Origin of the sequence: Variovorax sp. Root318D1 (genome assembly GCF_001424835.1) — a bacterium.
In the GTDB taxonomy this organism is placed as follows: domain Bacteria; phylum Pseudomonadota; class Gammaproteobacteria; order Burkholderiales; family Burkholderiaceae_C; genus Variovorax.
This window is the reverse complement of sequence record NZ_LMCQ01000023.1, coordinates 410,313-423,665: the sequence shown is the minus strand read 5'-3', so window position 1 is coordinate 423,665 and position 13,353 is coordinate 410,313. Positions and strand designations below refer to the sequence as shown.

The 13,353-nt window shown below is 66.0% G+C and carries 14 protein-coding genes and 1 pseudogene; 4 read left to right on the top strand and 11 right to left on the bottom strand.

All coding sequences use genetic code 11. The annotated features are described in order from the left end of the window. Together ASC78_RS22845 and ASC78_RS22840 are read right to left on the bottom strand one after the other, a co-directional pair. Nucleotides 1-241 (bottom strand): annotated as a pseudogene (locus ASC78_RS22845) (hypothetical protein); the annotation flags it as partial. Between the two features lie 330 nt (nt 242-571). Continuing rightward, the gene (locus ASC78_RS22840) at nt 572-994 is read right to left on the bottom strand and encodes a secondary thiamine-phosphate synthase enzyme YjbQ (protein WP_055806701.1); all 423 of its coding nucleotides are present in this window, start codon (nt 992-994) and stop codon (nt 572-574) included. A gap of 199 nt (nt 995-1,193) precedes the next feature. Here ASC78_RS22840 and ASC78_RS22835 point away from each other — a divergent pair, with 199 nt between their 5' ends. Beyond that, nucleotides 1,194-2,582 (top strand): ISNCY family transposase, encoded by a 1,389-nt coding sequence (locus ASC78_RS22835; protein ID WP_082517632.1) that lies wholly within the window; start codon nt 1,194-1,196, stop codon nt 2,580-2,582. A gap of 166 nt (nt 2,583-2,748) precedes the next feature. Here the strand turns inward: ASC78_RS22835 and ASC78_RS22830 are convergent, their stop codons facing one another. The 7 genes from ASC78_RS22830 to mltG all read right to left on the bottom strand — a co-directional run bounded on the left by ASC78_RS22830 (nt 2,749) and on the right by mltG (nt 8,036). Continuing rightward, nucleotides 2,749-3,231: a DUF2726 domain-containing protein gene (locus ASC78_RS22830; RefSeq protein WP_055806695.1), complete on the bottom strand. Its 483-nt coding sequence runs from the start codon at nt 3,229-3,231 to the stop codon at nt 2,749-2,751. 113 nt (nt 3,232-3,344) lie between these two features. Beyond that, the gene (locus ASC78_RS22825) at nt 3,345-4,022 is read right to left on the bottom strand and encodes an ankyrin repeat domain-containing protein (protein ID WP_055806693.1); all 678 of its coding nucleotides are present in this window, start codon (nt 4,020-4,022) and stop codon (nt 3,345-3,347) included. Further along, nucleotides 4,019-4,828 (bottom strand): TatD family hydrolase, encoded by an 810-nt coding sequence (locus tag ASC78_RS22820; protein ID WP_055806691.1) that lies wholly within the window; start codon nt 4,826-4,828, stop codon nt 4,019-4,021. Before ASC78_RS22820 ends, ASC78_RS22825 begins: the two co-directional genes overlap by 4 nt. Nucleotides 4,829-4,946: 118 nt before the next feature. Further along, the gene (locus tag ASC78_RS22815; RefSeq protein ID WP_055806688.1) at nt 4,947-5,324 is read right to left on the bottom strand and encodes a PilZ domain-containing protein; all 378 of its coding nucleotides are present in this window, start codon (nt 5,322-5,324) and stop codon (nt 4,947-4,949) included. Beyond that, the gene (locus ASC78_RS22810; protein ID WP_055806686.1) at nt 5,321-6,343 is read right to left on the bottom strand and encodes a DNA polymerase; all 1,023 of its coding nucleotides are present in this window, start codon (nt 6,341-6,343) and stop codon (nt 5,321-5,323) included. The genes ASC78_RS22815 and ASC78_RS22810 overlap by 4 nt, the downstream gene beginning before the upstream one ends. Then, nucleotides 6,340-6,999, bottom strand: a complete 660-nt coding sequence (gene tmk / locus ASC78_RS22805) for a dTMP kinase (RefSeq protein ID WP_055806683.1) — start codon at nt 6,997-6,999, stop codon at nt 6,340-6,342. The genes ASC78_RS22810 and tmk overlap by 4 nt, the downstream gene beginning before the upstream one ends. Next, on the bottom strand, nt 6,996-8,036 hold the full coding sequence (gene mltG, locus ASC78_RS22800; RefSeq protein WP_055806680.1) for an endolytic transglycosylase MltG: 1,041 nt from the start codon (nt 8,034-8,036) through the stop codon (nt 6,996-6,998). The genes tmk and mltG overlap by 4 nt, the downstream gene beginning before the upstream one ends. A gap of 123 nt (nt 8,037-8,159) precedes the next feature. Here mltG and ygfZ point away from each other — a divergent pair, with 123 nt between their 5' ends. Together ygfZ and ASC78_RS22790 are read left to right on the top strand one after the other, a co-directional pair. After that, entirely contained in the window at nt 8,160-9,086 is a 927-nt protein-coding gene (ygfZ, locus tag ASC78_RS22795; protein ID WP_055806677.1) for a CAF17-like 4Fe-4S cluster assembly/insertion protein YgfZ, read from the top strand. Between the two features lie 148 nt (nt 9,087-9,234). Then, on the top strand, nt 9,235-10,185 hold the full coding sequence (locus ASC78_RS22790; protein WP_055806674.1) for a hypothetical protein: 951 nt from the start codon (nt 9,235-9,237) through the stop codon (nt 10,183-10,185). Here the strand turns inward: ASC78_RS22790 and ASC78_RS22785 are convergent. Both ASC78_RS22785 and ASC78_RS22780 read right to left on the bottom strand, forming a co-directional pair. Then, complete coding sequence (locus ASC78_RS22785) at nt 10,179-11,060, bottom strand: YbgC/FadM family acyl-CoA thioesterase (RefSeq protein ID WP_055806669.1); 882 nt, start codon at nt 11,058-11,060, stop codon at nt 10,179-10,181. The two genes, ASC78_RS22790 and ASC78_RS22785, sit on opposite strands and share 7 nt — an antisense overlap. Next, a complete protein-coding gene (locus ASC78_RS22780; protein WP_055806666.1) occupies nt 11,057-12,031 on the bottom strand; it encodes an alpha/beta hydrolase in 975 nt (324 codons plus the stop codon). Before ASC78_RS22780 ends, ASC78_RS22785 begins: the two co-directional genes overlap by 4 nt. 68 nt (nt 12,032-12,099) lie before the next feature. On the opposite strand from ASC78_RS22780, the gene ASC78_RS22775 reads away from it, so the two are divergent. Continuing rightward, on the top strand, nt 12,100-13,236 hold the full coding sequence (locus ASC78_RS22775) for an iron-containing alcohol dehydrogenase (RefSeq protein ID WP_055806663.1): 1,137 nt from the start codon (nt 12,100-12,102) through the stop codon (nt 13,234-13,236). Nucleotides 13,237-13,353 lie beyond the last annotated feature (117 nt).

The window sequence follows — 13,353 nt, the reverse complement described above, 5'->3', positions numbered from 1 at the left end:
TCTTGCCGGCGTGCAGGGTGATGTGGTTCTCGGTGTACCACTCCCAGCTGTTGAGCACGATCTCGTCCACGGTCTGCTCGCCGGCGAGCACGGGCGACAGCAGGATGCGGTTGTAGTTGGGGTGCGGCTCGGCACCGAAGACGGTGATGTCGTACAGGTCCGGGGCGAGCTTCAGGAGCTCCTCCAGGGTGCGCACGCCGGCCATGCCGTTGCCGACCATCACGAGTTTGAGTTTCTGCATGGGGTGGGGCCTTTCGGGAATCAGCGGGTTCGAATCAAGAATGCAAATGCCGGCACGCAGCCTCTTGGGGCCGCATGGACGGGTGGGGTTCAGGGGGTTTGGGATGCTCGCGGAGCGCGGGCGGGGTGCTGGGCGCTTCTTCACGCTCCGGGTATCCGCAGACCGCGGAAACCTCACCAAAACGGTGCTTCGTTACACCATGAGTCAGCAGTCATGCAAAGACCGTGCCTGCGGCGGACGCCGCTACGGATCGAGCCTCAACGGGCGCCCCGCCCGCAGACGCCAGTCGCTGAAACAAACTGGCTGGGGCAGGGGAGCCGCTACGCCCCTTTACGACCCCATCAGGTGCAAGACCACTTGCCTTCGGTGCGGCCGCTTCCGGTGTTCCCACAGATAAATGCCCTGCCAGGTGCCCAGCGACATGCGGCCATCGATCAGCGGGATCGAAAGCTGGACGGCGGTCAATGCCGACCGCACATGGGCAGGCATGTCGTCCGGTCCTTCATCGCGATGCTTGAAGAGCGGATCGCCATCGGGCACGAGCCGCGCAAAGAAGCGCTCGAGGTCTGCCTGAACCTCTGGATCGGCGTTTTCCTGCACCAGCAGGCTGGCCGAGGTGTGGCGAATGAAGAGCGTCAGCAGCCCGGTTCTAAAGCCGGCGCTTTGCACCCATCGCGCAACGGGCGTGGTGATTTCCAGCAGACCACGGCCAGGGGTGTCGAAGTCGAGGGTGGTGGTGGCTTGGCTCAGCATCACACAGGGTCCTTGAAAACGGACTTGCTGCATATGTCATTGCACGAGTCATTTAACATAATGCACATTGTGTTATTTATGCGTGTAGCGGCTGATTAGTAATGTCGTGTTTTGACCGAATAGAAATGTCGCATTGTTGCCCCGGTCCAGCTTCTGGATCCGAGGCACAGCGATGGCAACACCGGCGGCAACTATCACCATGTCGATGCGCGAAGCCGATCGCCTCAAGACCATCCAGGCCGTGGTCGACCGGATGGCGCGCGTGGGCCAGGCCGCGCAGCGGCTGGGTCTGAGTCGACGGCAACTCGAGCGTCTGGTCCAGCGGTACAAGAACGAAGGTGTAGCCGGACTGGTCTCGCGCAAGCGAGGCCGGCCCAGCAACCGTCAACTGGCGCCAGGCGTCGCCGAGCGTGCCACTGCGCTGATCCGGGATCGGTATGCTGATTTCGGGCCAACGCTTGCATGCGAGAAGCTTCGTGAGTGCCATGGGCTTCCACTGGCTAAGGAGACCGTCAGGGTGCTGATGATGGCGGCCGGCCTGTGGACGCCCCGCAAACAACGCGCGGCCAAGATCCACCAGCCGCGCAACCGCCGGGCGTGCGTGGGCGAGTTGATCCAGATCGACGGCAGCGACCACGCCTGGTTCGAGCAGCGTGATGTGCACTGCACGTTGCTGGTTTTCATCGACGACGCCACGAGCCGGCTGATGCAGCTGCACTTCGTGCCGACCGAGTCGGCCTTTGCGTACTTCGAAGCCACGCGGGCCTACCTCGAGCAGCATGGCAAGCCGGTGGCGTTCTACAGTGACAAGGCCAGCATCTTCCGCGCGGTGCGCGACTCGACCGACTTCGGCCGCGGCACGACGCAGTTCGGACGCGTTCTCTTCGAGCTGAACATCGACATCATGTGTGCCAACACGAGCCAGGCCAAGGGCCGGGTCGAGCGCGCCAACCTGACCCTGCAGGATCGCCTGGTGAAGGAGCTTCGCCTGCGGGATATCAACACGCGCGAGGCGGCCAACGCGTTCGCACCGCACTTCATTGCCGACTTCAACACGCGTTTCGCCAAGGCGCCGCTGCGCGAGTTCGATGCGCATCGACCGGTGCGCGCCGATGAGGATCTGGATCTGCTGTTCACCTGGCGGCTGCAGCGCAAGGTGTCGCTGTCGCTCACGCTGCAGCACGACCGGGTGATCTACCTGCTCAAGGACTCGCCAGCCAACCGCAAGCTGATCCATCGCTACATCGATGTCTTCGAGTACCCGGATGGCCGGATCGAGCTGCGCGCCGACGGCATCAACCTGGTCTATGAGCGCTATGACCGATTGCCACAGGTCGACACGGCCGCCATCGTCGAGAACAAGCGCCTGAGCCACGCGCTGCAGACTGCGCTGGTGATCCAGGCGCAGCGTGACGACAGAAGGAAGTCCAGCACGCCCTCGCGAACGAATCAGGGACAGGCGCCCTACTCCACCAAGGCTTTGCCAGGGACCAAACGCTCCAGGCAGTTCACGTCACAGGACCTCGACGAAGCGGTCAGAGCGGTCTGCCGGGCACCCAAGAAAACAACCGTGTTGGCCTCCGGCTGAAAGACCTGTGCAGGCTCAAAGGCAAGGCAGTCACGGCGTTCGCCGGCCTCCATCCAAAAAGAAGAAATGCGACATTTCTATTTAGCCAGGAATGCGACATCTGAACTTGGCCTTGACAATGCGGAGGTCTGGCGGAGCCGGCAACCAAAGCATCCAAAGATGCGCCTCAGGATCCCATGGGACTCACCGACGCCATGGTCGGATCGAAGTCCGCCTCCACACGCCCCACGTCCGGCACCCTCGGGTAACGCAGTACGCGGTATCCGGCCTGCAACAGCAGCGCATACCGATCGAGGTCACGCTGCGACTTGCCTTTGCTGCTCTTGTCGCCGAGCGCGACCACGGCCACGACCTTGAACGAGTGGTCGCACACGACGAAGTCGGCGATCTTGCGGCTGAACGAGCTTCGCGCAGCGCGCGTGCGGGCCGTGAGCAAGGCACCGAAGCTGACCTGCGGCAGCACCACGAGATCCGGCAGGGTTTGCACGAGCCGGTTGTACATGGCCTGCTCGCGTGCAGTGAGCGGCGGCCGGGCCTTGGGCTTGTCGACGAAGCCGCTGGTGTTCTGCGCTGACTTCTTCCGGGCAACCATCACGAACGCAAGCAATCCCACGGCCACCAAAAAGACCATGAATAGGAACGTATTCATCTCTGCTTCTCCTTCTACGGAGAGTCTCGCACGACTGTGCGGGCGCCCTTTTGAACGCTTTTCCGGGCCTGCGCAAACCCGTCGATTTCAGCCTTTGCCGAGCGCCGCCGACATCACCATTTGCCGTCCTTTGGCACGGGCTTGGGACCGGCCTTTGTGTCGGCCGCCGCGGCAATCAGCTGCGCGGCTTCTGGGCGGTTTGCCTTGGTGGCAAAGTCCGCCGCGGTCATGCCGAGCTGGTTTTTCATGGTGGTGTCGGCGCCTTCGGCCAGCAGCAGCTTCACGGCCTCGGTCGATCCGTACATCGCGGCCATCATGAGCGGCGTGGTGCCATTGGGCGATTGCGCGTCGATGAAGGCGTAGTTGTCGAGCAGCACTTTCATGATGGTCAGCTGGCCGCTGCTGGCCGCATAGTGCAGGGGCGTCCAGCCGGTCTTGTTGACGGCGGCGTCGCGCTTCAGCAGCTGGGTAACAAGGTCTTGCTGGCCCTTAATGGCGGCCAGCATGAGCGGGGTTTCGTCCTTGGCATTGGCAATGTCGACGTCGGTCTGCGGCGACTCGAGCAGCACTTGCGCCACTTTGGGCGACGGTTCGCGCAAGGCGATGATCAGTCCGGTCTGGCCATTTTCGTCGCGCGTGTTGGGGTCGAAGCCGCGGTTCAGCAGCGTACGCACGCTGCTGGCGTTGTCTCCGCGCACGGCCCGGAAGAAGTCTTCGAACGAGCCTGCATGTGCAGTAAAATTTGCTGCTGTGACAGCAAGATACAAGAATTTCTTGATGTACTTCTTCATGTTGTCTTGATTCCCTTGAACAGCGTTTCGAAGTTGTCGCTGGTGGCTTTTGCCACGGCTTCGAGCGGCAGCTTGCGCAGTTCGGCAATCTGCTTCGCCACAAAAGGCACGTAGGACGGATTGTTGGTCTTGCCCCGGTACGGCACGGGGGCTAGGTACGGGCTGTCGGTTTCGATCAGCATCCGGTCGAGCGGCACGAAGGCCGCCACGTCGCGCAGGTCCTGCGCCTTCTTGAAGGTCAGGATGCCCGAAAACGAAATGTAGAAGCCCAGATCAAGCGCCGCGCGGGCGACTTCGGCGGTTTCGGTGAAGCAATGGAACACGCCGCCCGCGGCATTGCCGGAGCCATCTTCGCCCTCCTCCTTGAGGATGGCCAGCGTGTCGGCCGAGGCTTCGCGGGTGTGAATGATGAGCGGCAGGCGGGTTTGCTGCGCTGCGCGGATGTGCACGCGAAAGCGGTCGCGCTGCCATTCCATGTCGGAAATGCTGCGTCCGCCCTTGCGTTCTTCCATCTGGTAGTAGTCGAGGCCGGTTTCGCCAATGGCGACCACGCGGGGCATGGCCGCGCGACGCACCAGGTCGTCGATGGTGGGCTCAGCGATGTCCTCGTTGTCGGGATGCACGCCCACGCTGGCCCAGAAGTTGTCGTGGCGGGCCGCCAGCGCCTGCACGTCGTCGAACTCCTCGAGCTTGGTGCAGATGCACAGGGCGCGATCGACCTGCGCCTCGGCCATGGCGGCGCGGATTTGCGGCATCTGGTCCGCGAACTCAGGGAATGTCAGGTGGCAGTGAGAATCGGTGAACATGGCGCTGATTGTCTGGCTTATGCCAAGACCCCGAGGAACCGGCGTTGCCGGCCTCTGATGTCGCCCCCCGTAGGGAAAGGCGCGCGCGGCACGAAGCGCGCGCAGCCTGCGGGCAAGCTTAGATGGTTTGAGTGGGACGGTCGGAGGCCATCGAGCCGCCGAGCGCCGCTTCGATGCGTGCCTTGAGCTGGCGCGATTTTTCGTCCGACGGGAACCGTATGCCCACGCCCGGCGCCCGGTTGCCGGCGGCGCGCTGAGGCGTGATCCACGCAACCTTGCCGGCCACCGGATAGCGCTGCGGGTCTTCGGGCAGCGTGAGCAGCACGTAGACGTCGTCGCCCAAGCGGTATTCGCGCGAGGTCGGAATGAAGATGCCGCCCTCGGCAAACAGCGGAATGTAGGCGGCGTAGAGCGCGCCCTTTTCCTTGATGGCGAGCTGGATAACGCTCGGCCTTTGAGGCGTTGCGGCGGCGGCGGGGGCGGCGGGTTGGTTCATGGTCTGCGAGGAGCAGAGTTTAGGGTGGTTCGCGCCTCGCTCACAAGCGCTTCCAGCATCAGGCCCGCATTGAAGGGGTGTTCGGCGGTTCTGGCCGCGTTGGCGAGCGACTTCGACCAGCGCGCCAGCGCCAAGTGCGAAGGCACGGCGGCGGGCAGGTCGGCGGGCTCGAAAAAGCGCGGCTCGGCGCCGCTGCCGATGGCCATCAGGTCGTGGCAGAGCTTTTGCAGCGCGCTGATGGCCTGCGAGGGCGCCTGATCCGCAAGCGCTCCGACGTCGCCGCGCGAAATGGCCTTGGGCAGCAGCGACCACGCCTTGGGCGACTGGCCGGAGCGTGCCAGCCGCAGCGCGTCGCTCGGCCGGCCACCGGCGGTGCGCAGCAAGGCCGCCGCGTCCGCAGCCGGCACGTCGTGCGCCACCAGCCAGGCTTCGGCGTCGGCCGTGGCGGGCCATGGCAGCGTGAAACCCAGGCAGCGGCTGCGGATGGTCGGCAGCAGTTGCCACGCGGCCTCGCTGGCCAGCACAAAGCGCACGTCGCCGACCGGCTCCTCGAGCGTCTTGAGCAGCGCGTTGGCGGTGATGGTGTTCATGCGCTCGGCCGGATACACCAGCACCACCTTGCCGCGGCCGCGCGCGCTGGTGCGCTGGGCAAAGCCGACCGCGTCACGCATGGCTTCGACGCGGATCTCGCGGCTCGGCTTGCGCTTCTTGTCGTCGATGTCGGCCTGCGCCTTTTCGTCGAGCGGCCAGCCCAGCTCCTGCATGGCCACCTCGGGCATCAGCACGCAAAGATCGGCGTGGGTTCGAACTTCGATCGAATGGCAGCTAGGGCAATGGCCGCAGGCGGCACCGCCCTCTTCCGCCTTCGGCTGTTCGCACAGCCAGGCGGCGGCAAGCGCCAGCGCGAGTTCGTATTGGCCCAGGCCCGAAGGGCCCTGCAGCAGCCAGGCATGGCCGCGCTGGCGCAACAGTTCCGCGAGCGGCCGATGCAGCCAGGGCGAAAGCGCCTGCGTGCTCATGGTGCCGCACCACTTGCGGGTGCCAAGGCGCCGCGCGCGACAAGCGCCGTCTCGACCTGCTGCCAGACCTGGTCGCGCGTCTGGCTGGCGTCGATGCGCACGAAGCGCTCTGCATCGGCGGCCGCGCGGGCCGCGTAGCCCGCCGCAACGCGCCGGAAGAATTCGACCGGCTGCGACTCGAACTTGTCGGGCAAGCGGGCGCCGGCCAGACGCTGGGCGGCGACCTCCGGCGCCAGATCGAACCACAGCGTAATGTGAGGCTGCAGCAGTTCCGGCGCATCCGCCCTGCCCTGCACCCATCGTTCCAGCGTCGACAGCACCTGTGTGTCGAAGTCGCGCCCCGCACCTTGGTAAGCAAAGGTGGCGTCGGTGAAGCGGTCGCACAGCACCACGTCGCCGCGTGCCAGTGCCGGCTCGATCACCCGCATGACGTGGTCGCGCCGCGCCGCGAACACCAGGAGCGATTCAGTCAGCGGGTCCATCGGCTGCTCGAGGATGAGGCTGCGCAAGGTTTCGGCCAGCGGCGTGCCGCCGGGCTCGCGTGTGCGCACCACCGTGCGGCCCTGTCCCCTGAAAAGCGCCTCCATTGCGTCGAGATGGCTCGACTTGCCCGCACCGTCGATGCCCTCGAGCGTCAGAAACAGGCCTTCATTCATTGCGGAACCTTCGGTTTGGGTTCGCCACTGCTGTTGCTGCTGCTGCCACCGCGCTGGTAGCGGTTGACGGCGCGGTTGTGGTCGTCGAGCGAACTGCTGAACTGGCTGGTGCCGTCGCCGCGCGATACGAAGTACAGCGACTTGCTTTGCGCCGGCTGCACCGCCGCGAGCAGCGCCGCCTTGCCCGGCATGGCAATGGGCGTGGGCGGCAGGCCGCCGCGCGTGTAGGTGTTCCAGGGCGTGTCGGTCAGCAGGTCTTTCTTGCGCAGGTTGCCGTCAAAGGCGGTGCCCAGGCCGTAGATCACGGTCGGGTCGGTCTGCAGCGGCATGCCGGTGCGCAGCCGGTTGACGAAGACGGCGGCAATCTCGGCGCGGTCCTTGGCTTTTCCTGTCTCCTTTTCGACAATGCTCGCCAGGATGAGCGCCTCATCAGCCGATTTGATCGGCAGGTCGGACGCTCGGGCCGACCACGCGGCCTCCAGCTTCTTGTCCATGGCCCGCATGGCCCGCTGCAGCAGCGCGACGTCGGTGGAGCCCTTCGAATACGTGTAGGTGTCCGGGAAAAAGCGGCCCTCCGGATGCACGCCGGGTCGGCCCAGCTTGGCCATCAGCGCATCGTCGGCCATGCCGAAAGTCTCCGGCTTGAGCTGCTCGGCCTTGGCAAGCGCGGCACGCACCTGCCGAAAGTTCCAGCCCTCGACCAGCACCACGCTGCGTGTGGCCTCTTCGCCGCGCACCAGCACATTGAGCAGCATCTTGGGTGTGATGCCGCGCTCCAGCTCGTAGCTGCCGGCGCGAATCTGGCGGTCTTGCCCCGAAATGCGGAACCAGAAGTAAAGCAGTTGCGGCTGCACGTCGGCGCCGGCATCGGCCACGGCCTGGGCAACGCCGCGCGGCGTAGTGCCGGGCTCCACGGAAAGATCGAGGCTGGGCGCGGGCAGCTTGAGAGGCTGGTGCACCCACCAGAGTCCGGCGGCGCCCAGGCCGAGCGCCGCCAGGGCGGCTAACAGAAAAAGCGTGAGGAAGAAGCGGCGCACGGGTCCGATGAATGAACGGGGAAAAGAAAAACGTATCGGGGCGGAACGTCTGAGGCCTTGCGGGAGCCGGGGCTTGATTCCCCGCTGGCCCGACTGAACGGCTGCGACCATGATAATTCAGCGATGACTACTGTCGTTCTCAATGGTGTTACCGCTCTTTCCCACCTTGGCGTGATCCGCGCCGAGGGACCCGATGCCGCGAGCTTCCTGCACGGCCAGCTGACGCAGGATTTCGCCCTGCTCAACGCCGCGGAGGCTCGCCTGGCCGCGCTGTGCACGGCCAAGGGCCGCGTGATCGCGAGTTTTGTCGGCATCCGGCCGCAGCCCGACCTTGTGCTGCTGGTGTGCAGCCGAGACATCCTGGCCGCCACGCTCAAGCGCCTGTCGATGTACGTGCTGCGCGCCAAGGCCAAGCTCACGGACGCCACGGAGCAGTTCGCGCTGTATGGCCTTGCCGGCACCGCGCTGGCGGCCAACGGCCTCGATGCCACCGCCTTGCCCGGCCAGCGCACGGCCATCGGCGAAGACGTCAGCGCGGTGTCGCTCTATCCGGCCGACGGCGTGCCGCGCGCCATGTGGATCGCGCCGGCCGGCAGCCCGGTGCCCGCTGGCTCGCCGCTCGACGCCGAACTCTGGCAGTGGAGCGAGGTTCGCAGCGGCATCGTGACCTTGACCACGCCGGTGGTCGAGGCCTTCGTGCCGCAGATGATCAACTACGAATCCGTGGGCGGCGTGAACTTCAAGAAGGGCTGCTATCCCGGCCAGGAGATCGTGGCGCGCAGCCAGTTTCGCGGCACGCTGAAGCGCCGCACCTACCTCGTGCAGGCCGATGCGCCGGTGAGCGCGGGGCAGGAAGTGTTTGCAGCCGCCGACGCCGAGCAGCCAGTGGGCACGGTGGCGCAGGCGGCGCCGGCACCGGGCGGCGGCTGGGCGGCACTGATCTCGATCCAGATATCGGCCCTGGAAACCGGTGGCCTGCATGCTGGCGGCGCCGACGGGCCGGCGCTCACGGTCGAGCCGCTGCCCTACCCATTGCTCGAAGACATCTAGTCTTTTCGAATCCCTCAGCGACCGAAGATACGGACGCTTGGCGCTGCCCCGAAAGAGGCTGCGCCATTTTTTTGCCCGCGTTTAACCCTGCCGCCGGTGCTGCTCCGTAGAAGCCGTACCGATTCACTCCTGGCAAGGAAGAACCACCATGAAGCGCAGACTCCTCATCTCGACCGCCCTCGCGTGGGCTGCCCTCTCGGCGTGCGCCGAAAGCCCTGCACGGCCGCAGTTTCCGCACTCGCCTCCAATTACATACGAGCGCATCGGCTCGCTGATGCAGGTCAGCGTGGTCGACCGCACGACCGGCCGCGAGTTGCCGATCTATCGGCACCGTGGCGAATACTGGGTCGCCGGGCGGCCCGGCACACGCTACGCCATTCGCGCACGCAATGCGATGGGCGAACGCGTCATGGCCGTGATGTCGGTGGATGGCGTCAACGTCGTCACCGGGGAAATCGCGGGCGTGCTGCAGAACGGCTATGTGTTTTCGGGTGGCGAGCGCACCGACATCACAGGCTGGCGCAAGAGCGACTCGCAGATTGCGGCCTTCGAGTTCACGTCGATCGCCAATTCGTACGCGAGCCGCACCGGCCGGCCGGATGACGTCGGCGTGATCGGCGTCGCCATGTTCCGTGAGCGGGTGCCTGTGCCGCCTCCGCCGCCCATCGTGCTGCCGCGCCGTGACGACAGCAGCAGTTCCAGCCGCGAGATGGAGCGCCGCAGCGAGGCGCCCTCGGCGGTGGCCGAGGCCGCGCCGGCCGCGCCCGCGGCAAAGGCCCGCTCCGCCGACAGCGCCCTGGGTGCCGAATCCGCGGCATCGGCAAAGGGCGGCCTGGCCCGGCAATCGCCGCCCGCCCCAAGCCTTGGCACAGCGCACGGCCGGCGCGAGACCTCGCATGTCGGGCACACCACCTTCGAGCGCGCGCAGTCCACGCCCGACGAAGTGGTCCGCATCCGCTACGACAGCCGCGAGAACCTCATTGCCGCGGGCGTGATTCCGGTGCCGCCGCCCCCGCCGCGCTGGCCGCGCCCCGAGGGCCCATCGGCCTTCCCGGGATCGGAGATGGGCTACGTGCCCGACCCGCCGGCGCGTTATTGATCCAGCCTGCGCCGCATCTCGATGTGCGGGATGCCGGCTTCCTCGAACGGCTCGCCATGGACCGTGTAGCCTAGTCGCGCATAGAAGCGCTCCGCGCTGCGCTGCGCATGCAGGCCGATCTCGCGGTCGCCGCGCGCCCTGGCGGCGGACTCGAGCGCCTGCATGATTGCGGCGCCGTGCCCGCCGCTGCGCAGCACGCGGTGCACGGCCATGCGGCCGAGCATGGCCGTGCCGTCCACGGCGTTCAGCAGCCGGCCGGTCGCAATCACCTGGCCAAGCCGGTTGCGGGCGACCGCATGCAGCACCACTTCATCGTGCTCGTCCCACTCCAGTTCCTTGGGAATGTTCTGCTCCTCGATGAAGACCGCGCGGCGCAATGCGCTCGCACCTTCGCCCAGGGTTTTCCAGTCGCCCGTTTCCACCGTGCGCATCGACTCGCCGGCCTCGAAGCCCGTGAGAATTTCGCGCAAGGCGGCCGGCACCGGCTTCGAGGTCTGTGTGGCGGGGTCGGCAAACACATAGACGAGTTCACAGCCCACCAGATACTGGTCCTGCCGGAAAAGCGCGCCGTCGAAGACGATGGACGAGTTGCCGATGCGCGCGCATTTCATGGCCACGTCGATCACGTCGTCCACGCGCGCGGACGCACGAAAATCCACCGTCGCTTTGCGCACGTAGAGGTCGCCGCCCAGTGAATGCATGGCCTCTTCATAAGGCAGCGCGAGCGCGCGCCAGTAGTCGGCAATGGCAGTGTCGAAATACATCAGGTAGTGCGCGTTGAATACGATCTTCTGCATGTCGACTTCGGCCCAGCGCACGCGCAGGCGGTGAAAGAAGCGGAAGTCTTTTCTCTGGGGTATGGTTTCTTCGGTCATGGTTTCAGTGCCTCTTTGAGTGCGCGCGCCGCATCGTCTTGCGCCTGCAGCGCCTCGGGAATCGCGCGCCCCATTTTCAGGAATTCGTGGATCACGCCGCGGTAGATCTCCAGATCGACGGCAACGCCGGCGGCGCGCAACTTGTCGGCGTAGGCAATGCCTTCGTCCACCACCGCATCGCATTCGGCCAGGCCGATCCAGGCCGGTGCCACGCCGTCGACGTCGTCGGCCAGCAGTGGCGCAAAGCGCCAGTCGTCGCGGTCGGCCGGCGTGCGCACGTACTGGCCGAAGAAGTAGTCGATCAGCGCCTTGGTGAGCAAGGGGCCATCGGCATAGCGCAGGTGCGAGGCGGTGTCCTGGTGCGCCGTGGTGCCGGGGTAGATCAGCATCTGCAGCGCAAGCGGCAGGCCCGCATCGCGCGCAAGAATGGCGCACACCGCGGCCAGCGTGCCGCCGGCGCTGTCGCCGCCCACGGCAAGCCGGCTGGCGTCGAGGCCCAGGCGCGCGCCTTCGTTCGCAATGAAGGCGAACGCATCCCAGGCGTCGTTCGAAGCAGTCGGAAACTTGTGCGCGGGTGCCAGCCGGTAATCGACCGAGACTACCGCGCAGCCGCTCTTGTGGCTCAGCACGCGGCACAGAGTGTCGTGCGTGCGGATGTTGCCGACCGTGAAGCCGCCGCCATGAAAATACACCAGCACCGGCAGCTTCGCCAATGACGGGGCATAGAGCCGCGCCGGCATTTCGAAGCCGTCGCGCGCGGCAATGCTGAAGTCTTCGATGCGCGCGACGTCGGGCTTCGGCACCTCGAGCACGCCGGCGCCCTTCTCGTAAGAAGCCTTGGCCTCCTCGGGCGTGAGCTGGTCGAGCGGTGGATGGCCGGCCCGCGCCATGCGCTCGACCACGCTGGCCATCTTCGCGGTGAGCGGTGGCTGCCATGTGCCGGGCGCGACAGCGGCAAGGGTTTTGTTCATGTGCAAGACTGTCCCTGCTTGTTAGATTTGGGTGGTCTGCAATCGTACTGCCCCAGGCACTCCCATTCATGGCCCTCATCCAATACCTCACCCAGATCCAGTTCGAGTTCGGCGCCATCAAGCTGCTGTCCAGCGAATGCGCGCGCATAGGCATCACCCGCCCGCTGATCGTGACCGACGCGGGCGTGCGCGCGGCGGGCGTGCTGCAGAAGGCGCTCGACGCGGTGGCCGATCTCGAGGTGGCTGTGTTCGACCAGACGCCTTCCAACCCCACCGAGGCAGCCGTTCGCGCGGCCGTCGAGCTGTACCGCAGCGCGCGCTGCGACGGGCTCATTGCCGTGGGCGGCGGTTCCGCCATCGACTGCGCCAAGGGCGTGGCGATTGCCGCCACGCATGAAGGCCCGCTCAAGACTTACGCCACCATCGAAGGCGGCTCGCCAAAAATCACCGACCGCGTGGTGCCGCTGATTGCAGTGCCCACCACCAGCGGCACCGGCAGCGAGGTGGCGCGCGGCGCCATCGTCATCGTCGACGACCACCGCAAACTCGGCTTTCACAGCTGGTTCATCATGCCGAAGGCCGCGATCTGCGACCCTGAACTCACGCTCGGCCTGCCGCCCCGCCTCACGGCCGCCACCGGCATGGACGCGATCGCGCATTGCATGGAAACCTTCATGTCGGCCGCTTTCAACCCACCGGCCGACGGCATCGCGCTCGATGGCCTGGAGCGCGCCTGGCTGCACATCGAGCGCGCCACCAAAGACGGCAGCGACCGCGAAGCGCGGCTGAACCTCATGAGCGCGTCGATGCAGGGCGCGATGGCCTTCCAGAAGGGCCTTGGCTGCGTGCACTCACTGAGCCACAGCCTGGGCGGGGTCGATCCGCGCCTGCACCACGGCACGCTCAACGCCCTCTTCCTGCCGGCGGTAATTCACTTCAATGCAGGTGCCGAGTCTGTGCAGAAAGAGCAGCGGCTGCAGCGCATGGCGCAGGCCATGCACCTCGATTCGGCTGGCGATCTCGGCGACGCGATCCGCGACATGAACGGGCGACTGGGCCTGCCCAAGGGCCTGGCCGAAGTCGGCGTGACGCCCGGCATGTTCGAGCAGATCATCGACGGCGCCATGGCCGACCATTGCCACAAGACCAATCCGCGGCTGGCTTCGCGCGATGACTACAAGGCGATGCTCGAAGCTTCGATGTAAGTGGGTTTTAGGGACGCTGTTGTTCAGGGCGGCGCTCCCGCCGACGGGGTACCTTGCTCCGCGAATGTCCTCCGGCCTGCGGCCTCCCCCTTTATTTCGCTGCGCAAGGCACCCCAT

Excerpts from the sequence above, each read along its gene's own strand:
- ASC78_RS22840 (WP_055806701.1), bottom strand. The coding sequence starts at position 994 with ATGCTGAGCCAAGCCACCACCACCCTCGACTTCGACACCCCTGGCCGT.
- ASC78_RS22835 (WP_082517632.1), top strand. The coding sequence starts at position 1,194 with ATGTCGATGCGCGAAGCCGATCGCCTCAAGACCATCCAGGCCGTGGTC.
- ASC78_RS22830 (WP_055806695.1), bottom strand. The coding sequence starts at position 3,231 with ATGAATACGTTCCTATTCATGGTCTTTTTGGTGGCCGTGGGATTGCTT.
- ASC78_RS22825 (WP_055806693.1), bottom strand. The coding sequence starts at position 4,022 with ATGAAGAAGTACATCAAGAAATTCTTGTATCTTGCTGTCACAGCAGCA.
- ASC78_RS22820 (WP_055806691.1), bottom strand. The coding sequence starts at position 4,828 with ATGTTCACCGATTCTCACTGCCACCTGACATTCCCTGAGTTCGCGGAC.
- ASC78_RS22815 (WP_055806688.1), bottom strand. The coding sequence starts at position 5,324 with ATGAACCAACCCGCCGCCCCCGCCGCCGCCGCAACGCCTCAAAGGCCG.
- ASC78_RS22810 (WP_055806686.1), bottom strand. The coding sequence starts at position 6,343 with ATGAGCACGCAGGCGCTTTCGCCCTGGCTGCATCGGCCGCTCGCGGAA.
- tmk (WP_055806683.1), bottom strand. The coding sequence starts at position 6,999 with ATGAATGAAGGCCTGTTTCTGACGCTCGAGGGCATCGACGGTGCGGGC.
- ygfZ (WP_055806677.1), top strand. The coding sequence starts at position 8,160 with ATGACTACTGTCGTTCTCAATGGTGTTACCGCTCTTTCCCACCTTGGC.
- ASC78_RS22790 (WP_055806674.1), top strand. The coding sequence starts at position 9,235 with ATGAAGCGCAGACTCCTCATCTCGACCGCCCTCGCGTGGGCTGCCCTC.
- ASC78_RS22785 (WP_055806669.1), bottom strand. The coding sequence starts at position 11,060 with ATGACCGAAGAAACCATACCCCAGAGAAAAGACTTCCGCTTCTTTCAC.
- ASC78_RS22780 (WP_055806666.1), bottom strand. The coding sequence starts at position 12,031 with ATGAACAAAACCCTTGCCGCTGTCGCGCCCGGCACATGGCAGCCACCG.
- ASC78_RS22775 (WP_055806663.1), top strand. The coding sequence starts at position 12,100 with ATGGCCCTCATCCAATACCTCACCCAGATCCAGTTCGAGTTCGGCGCC.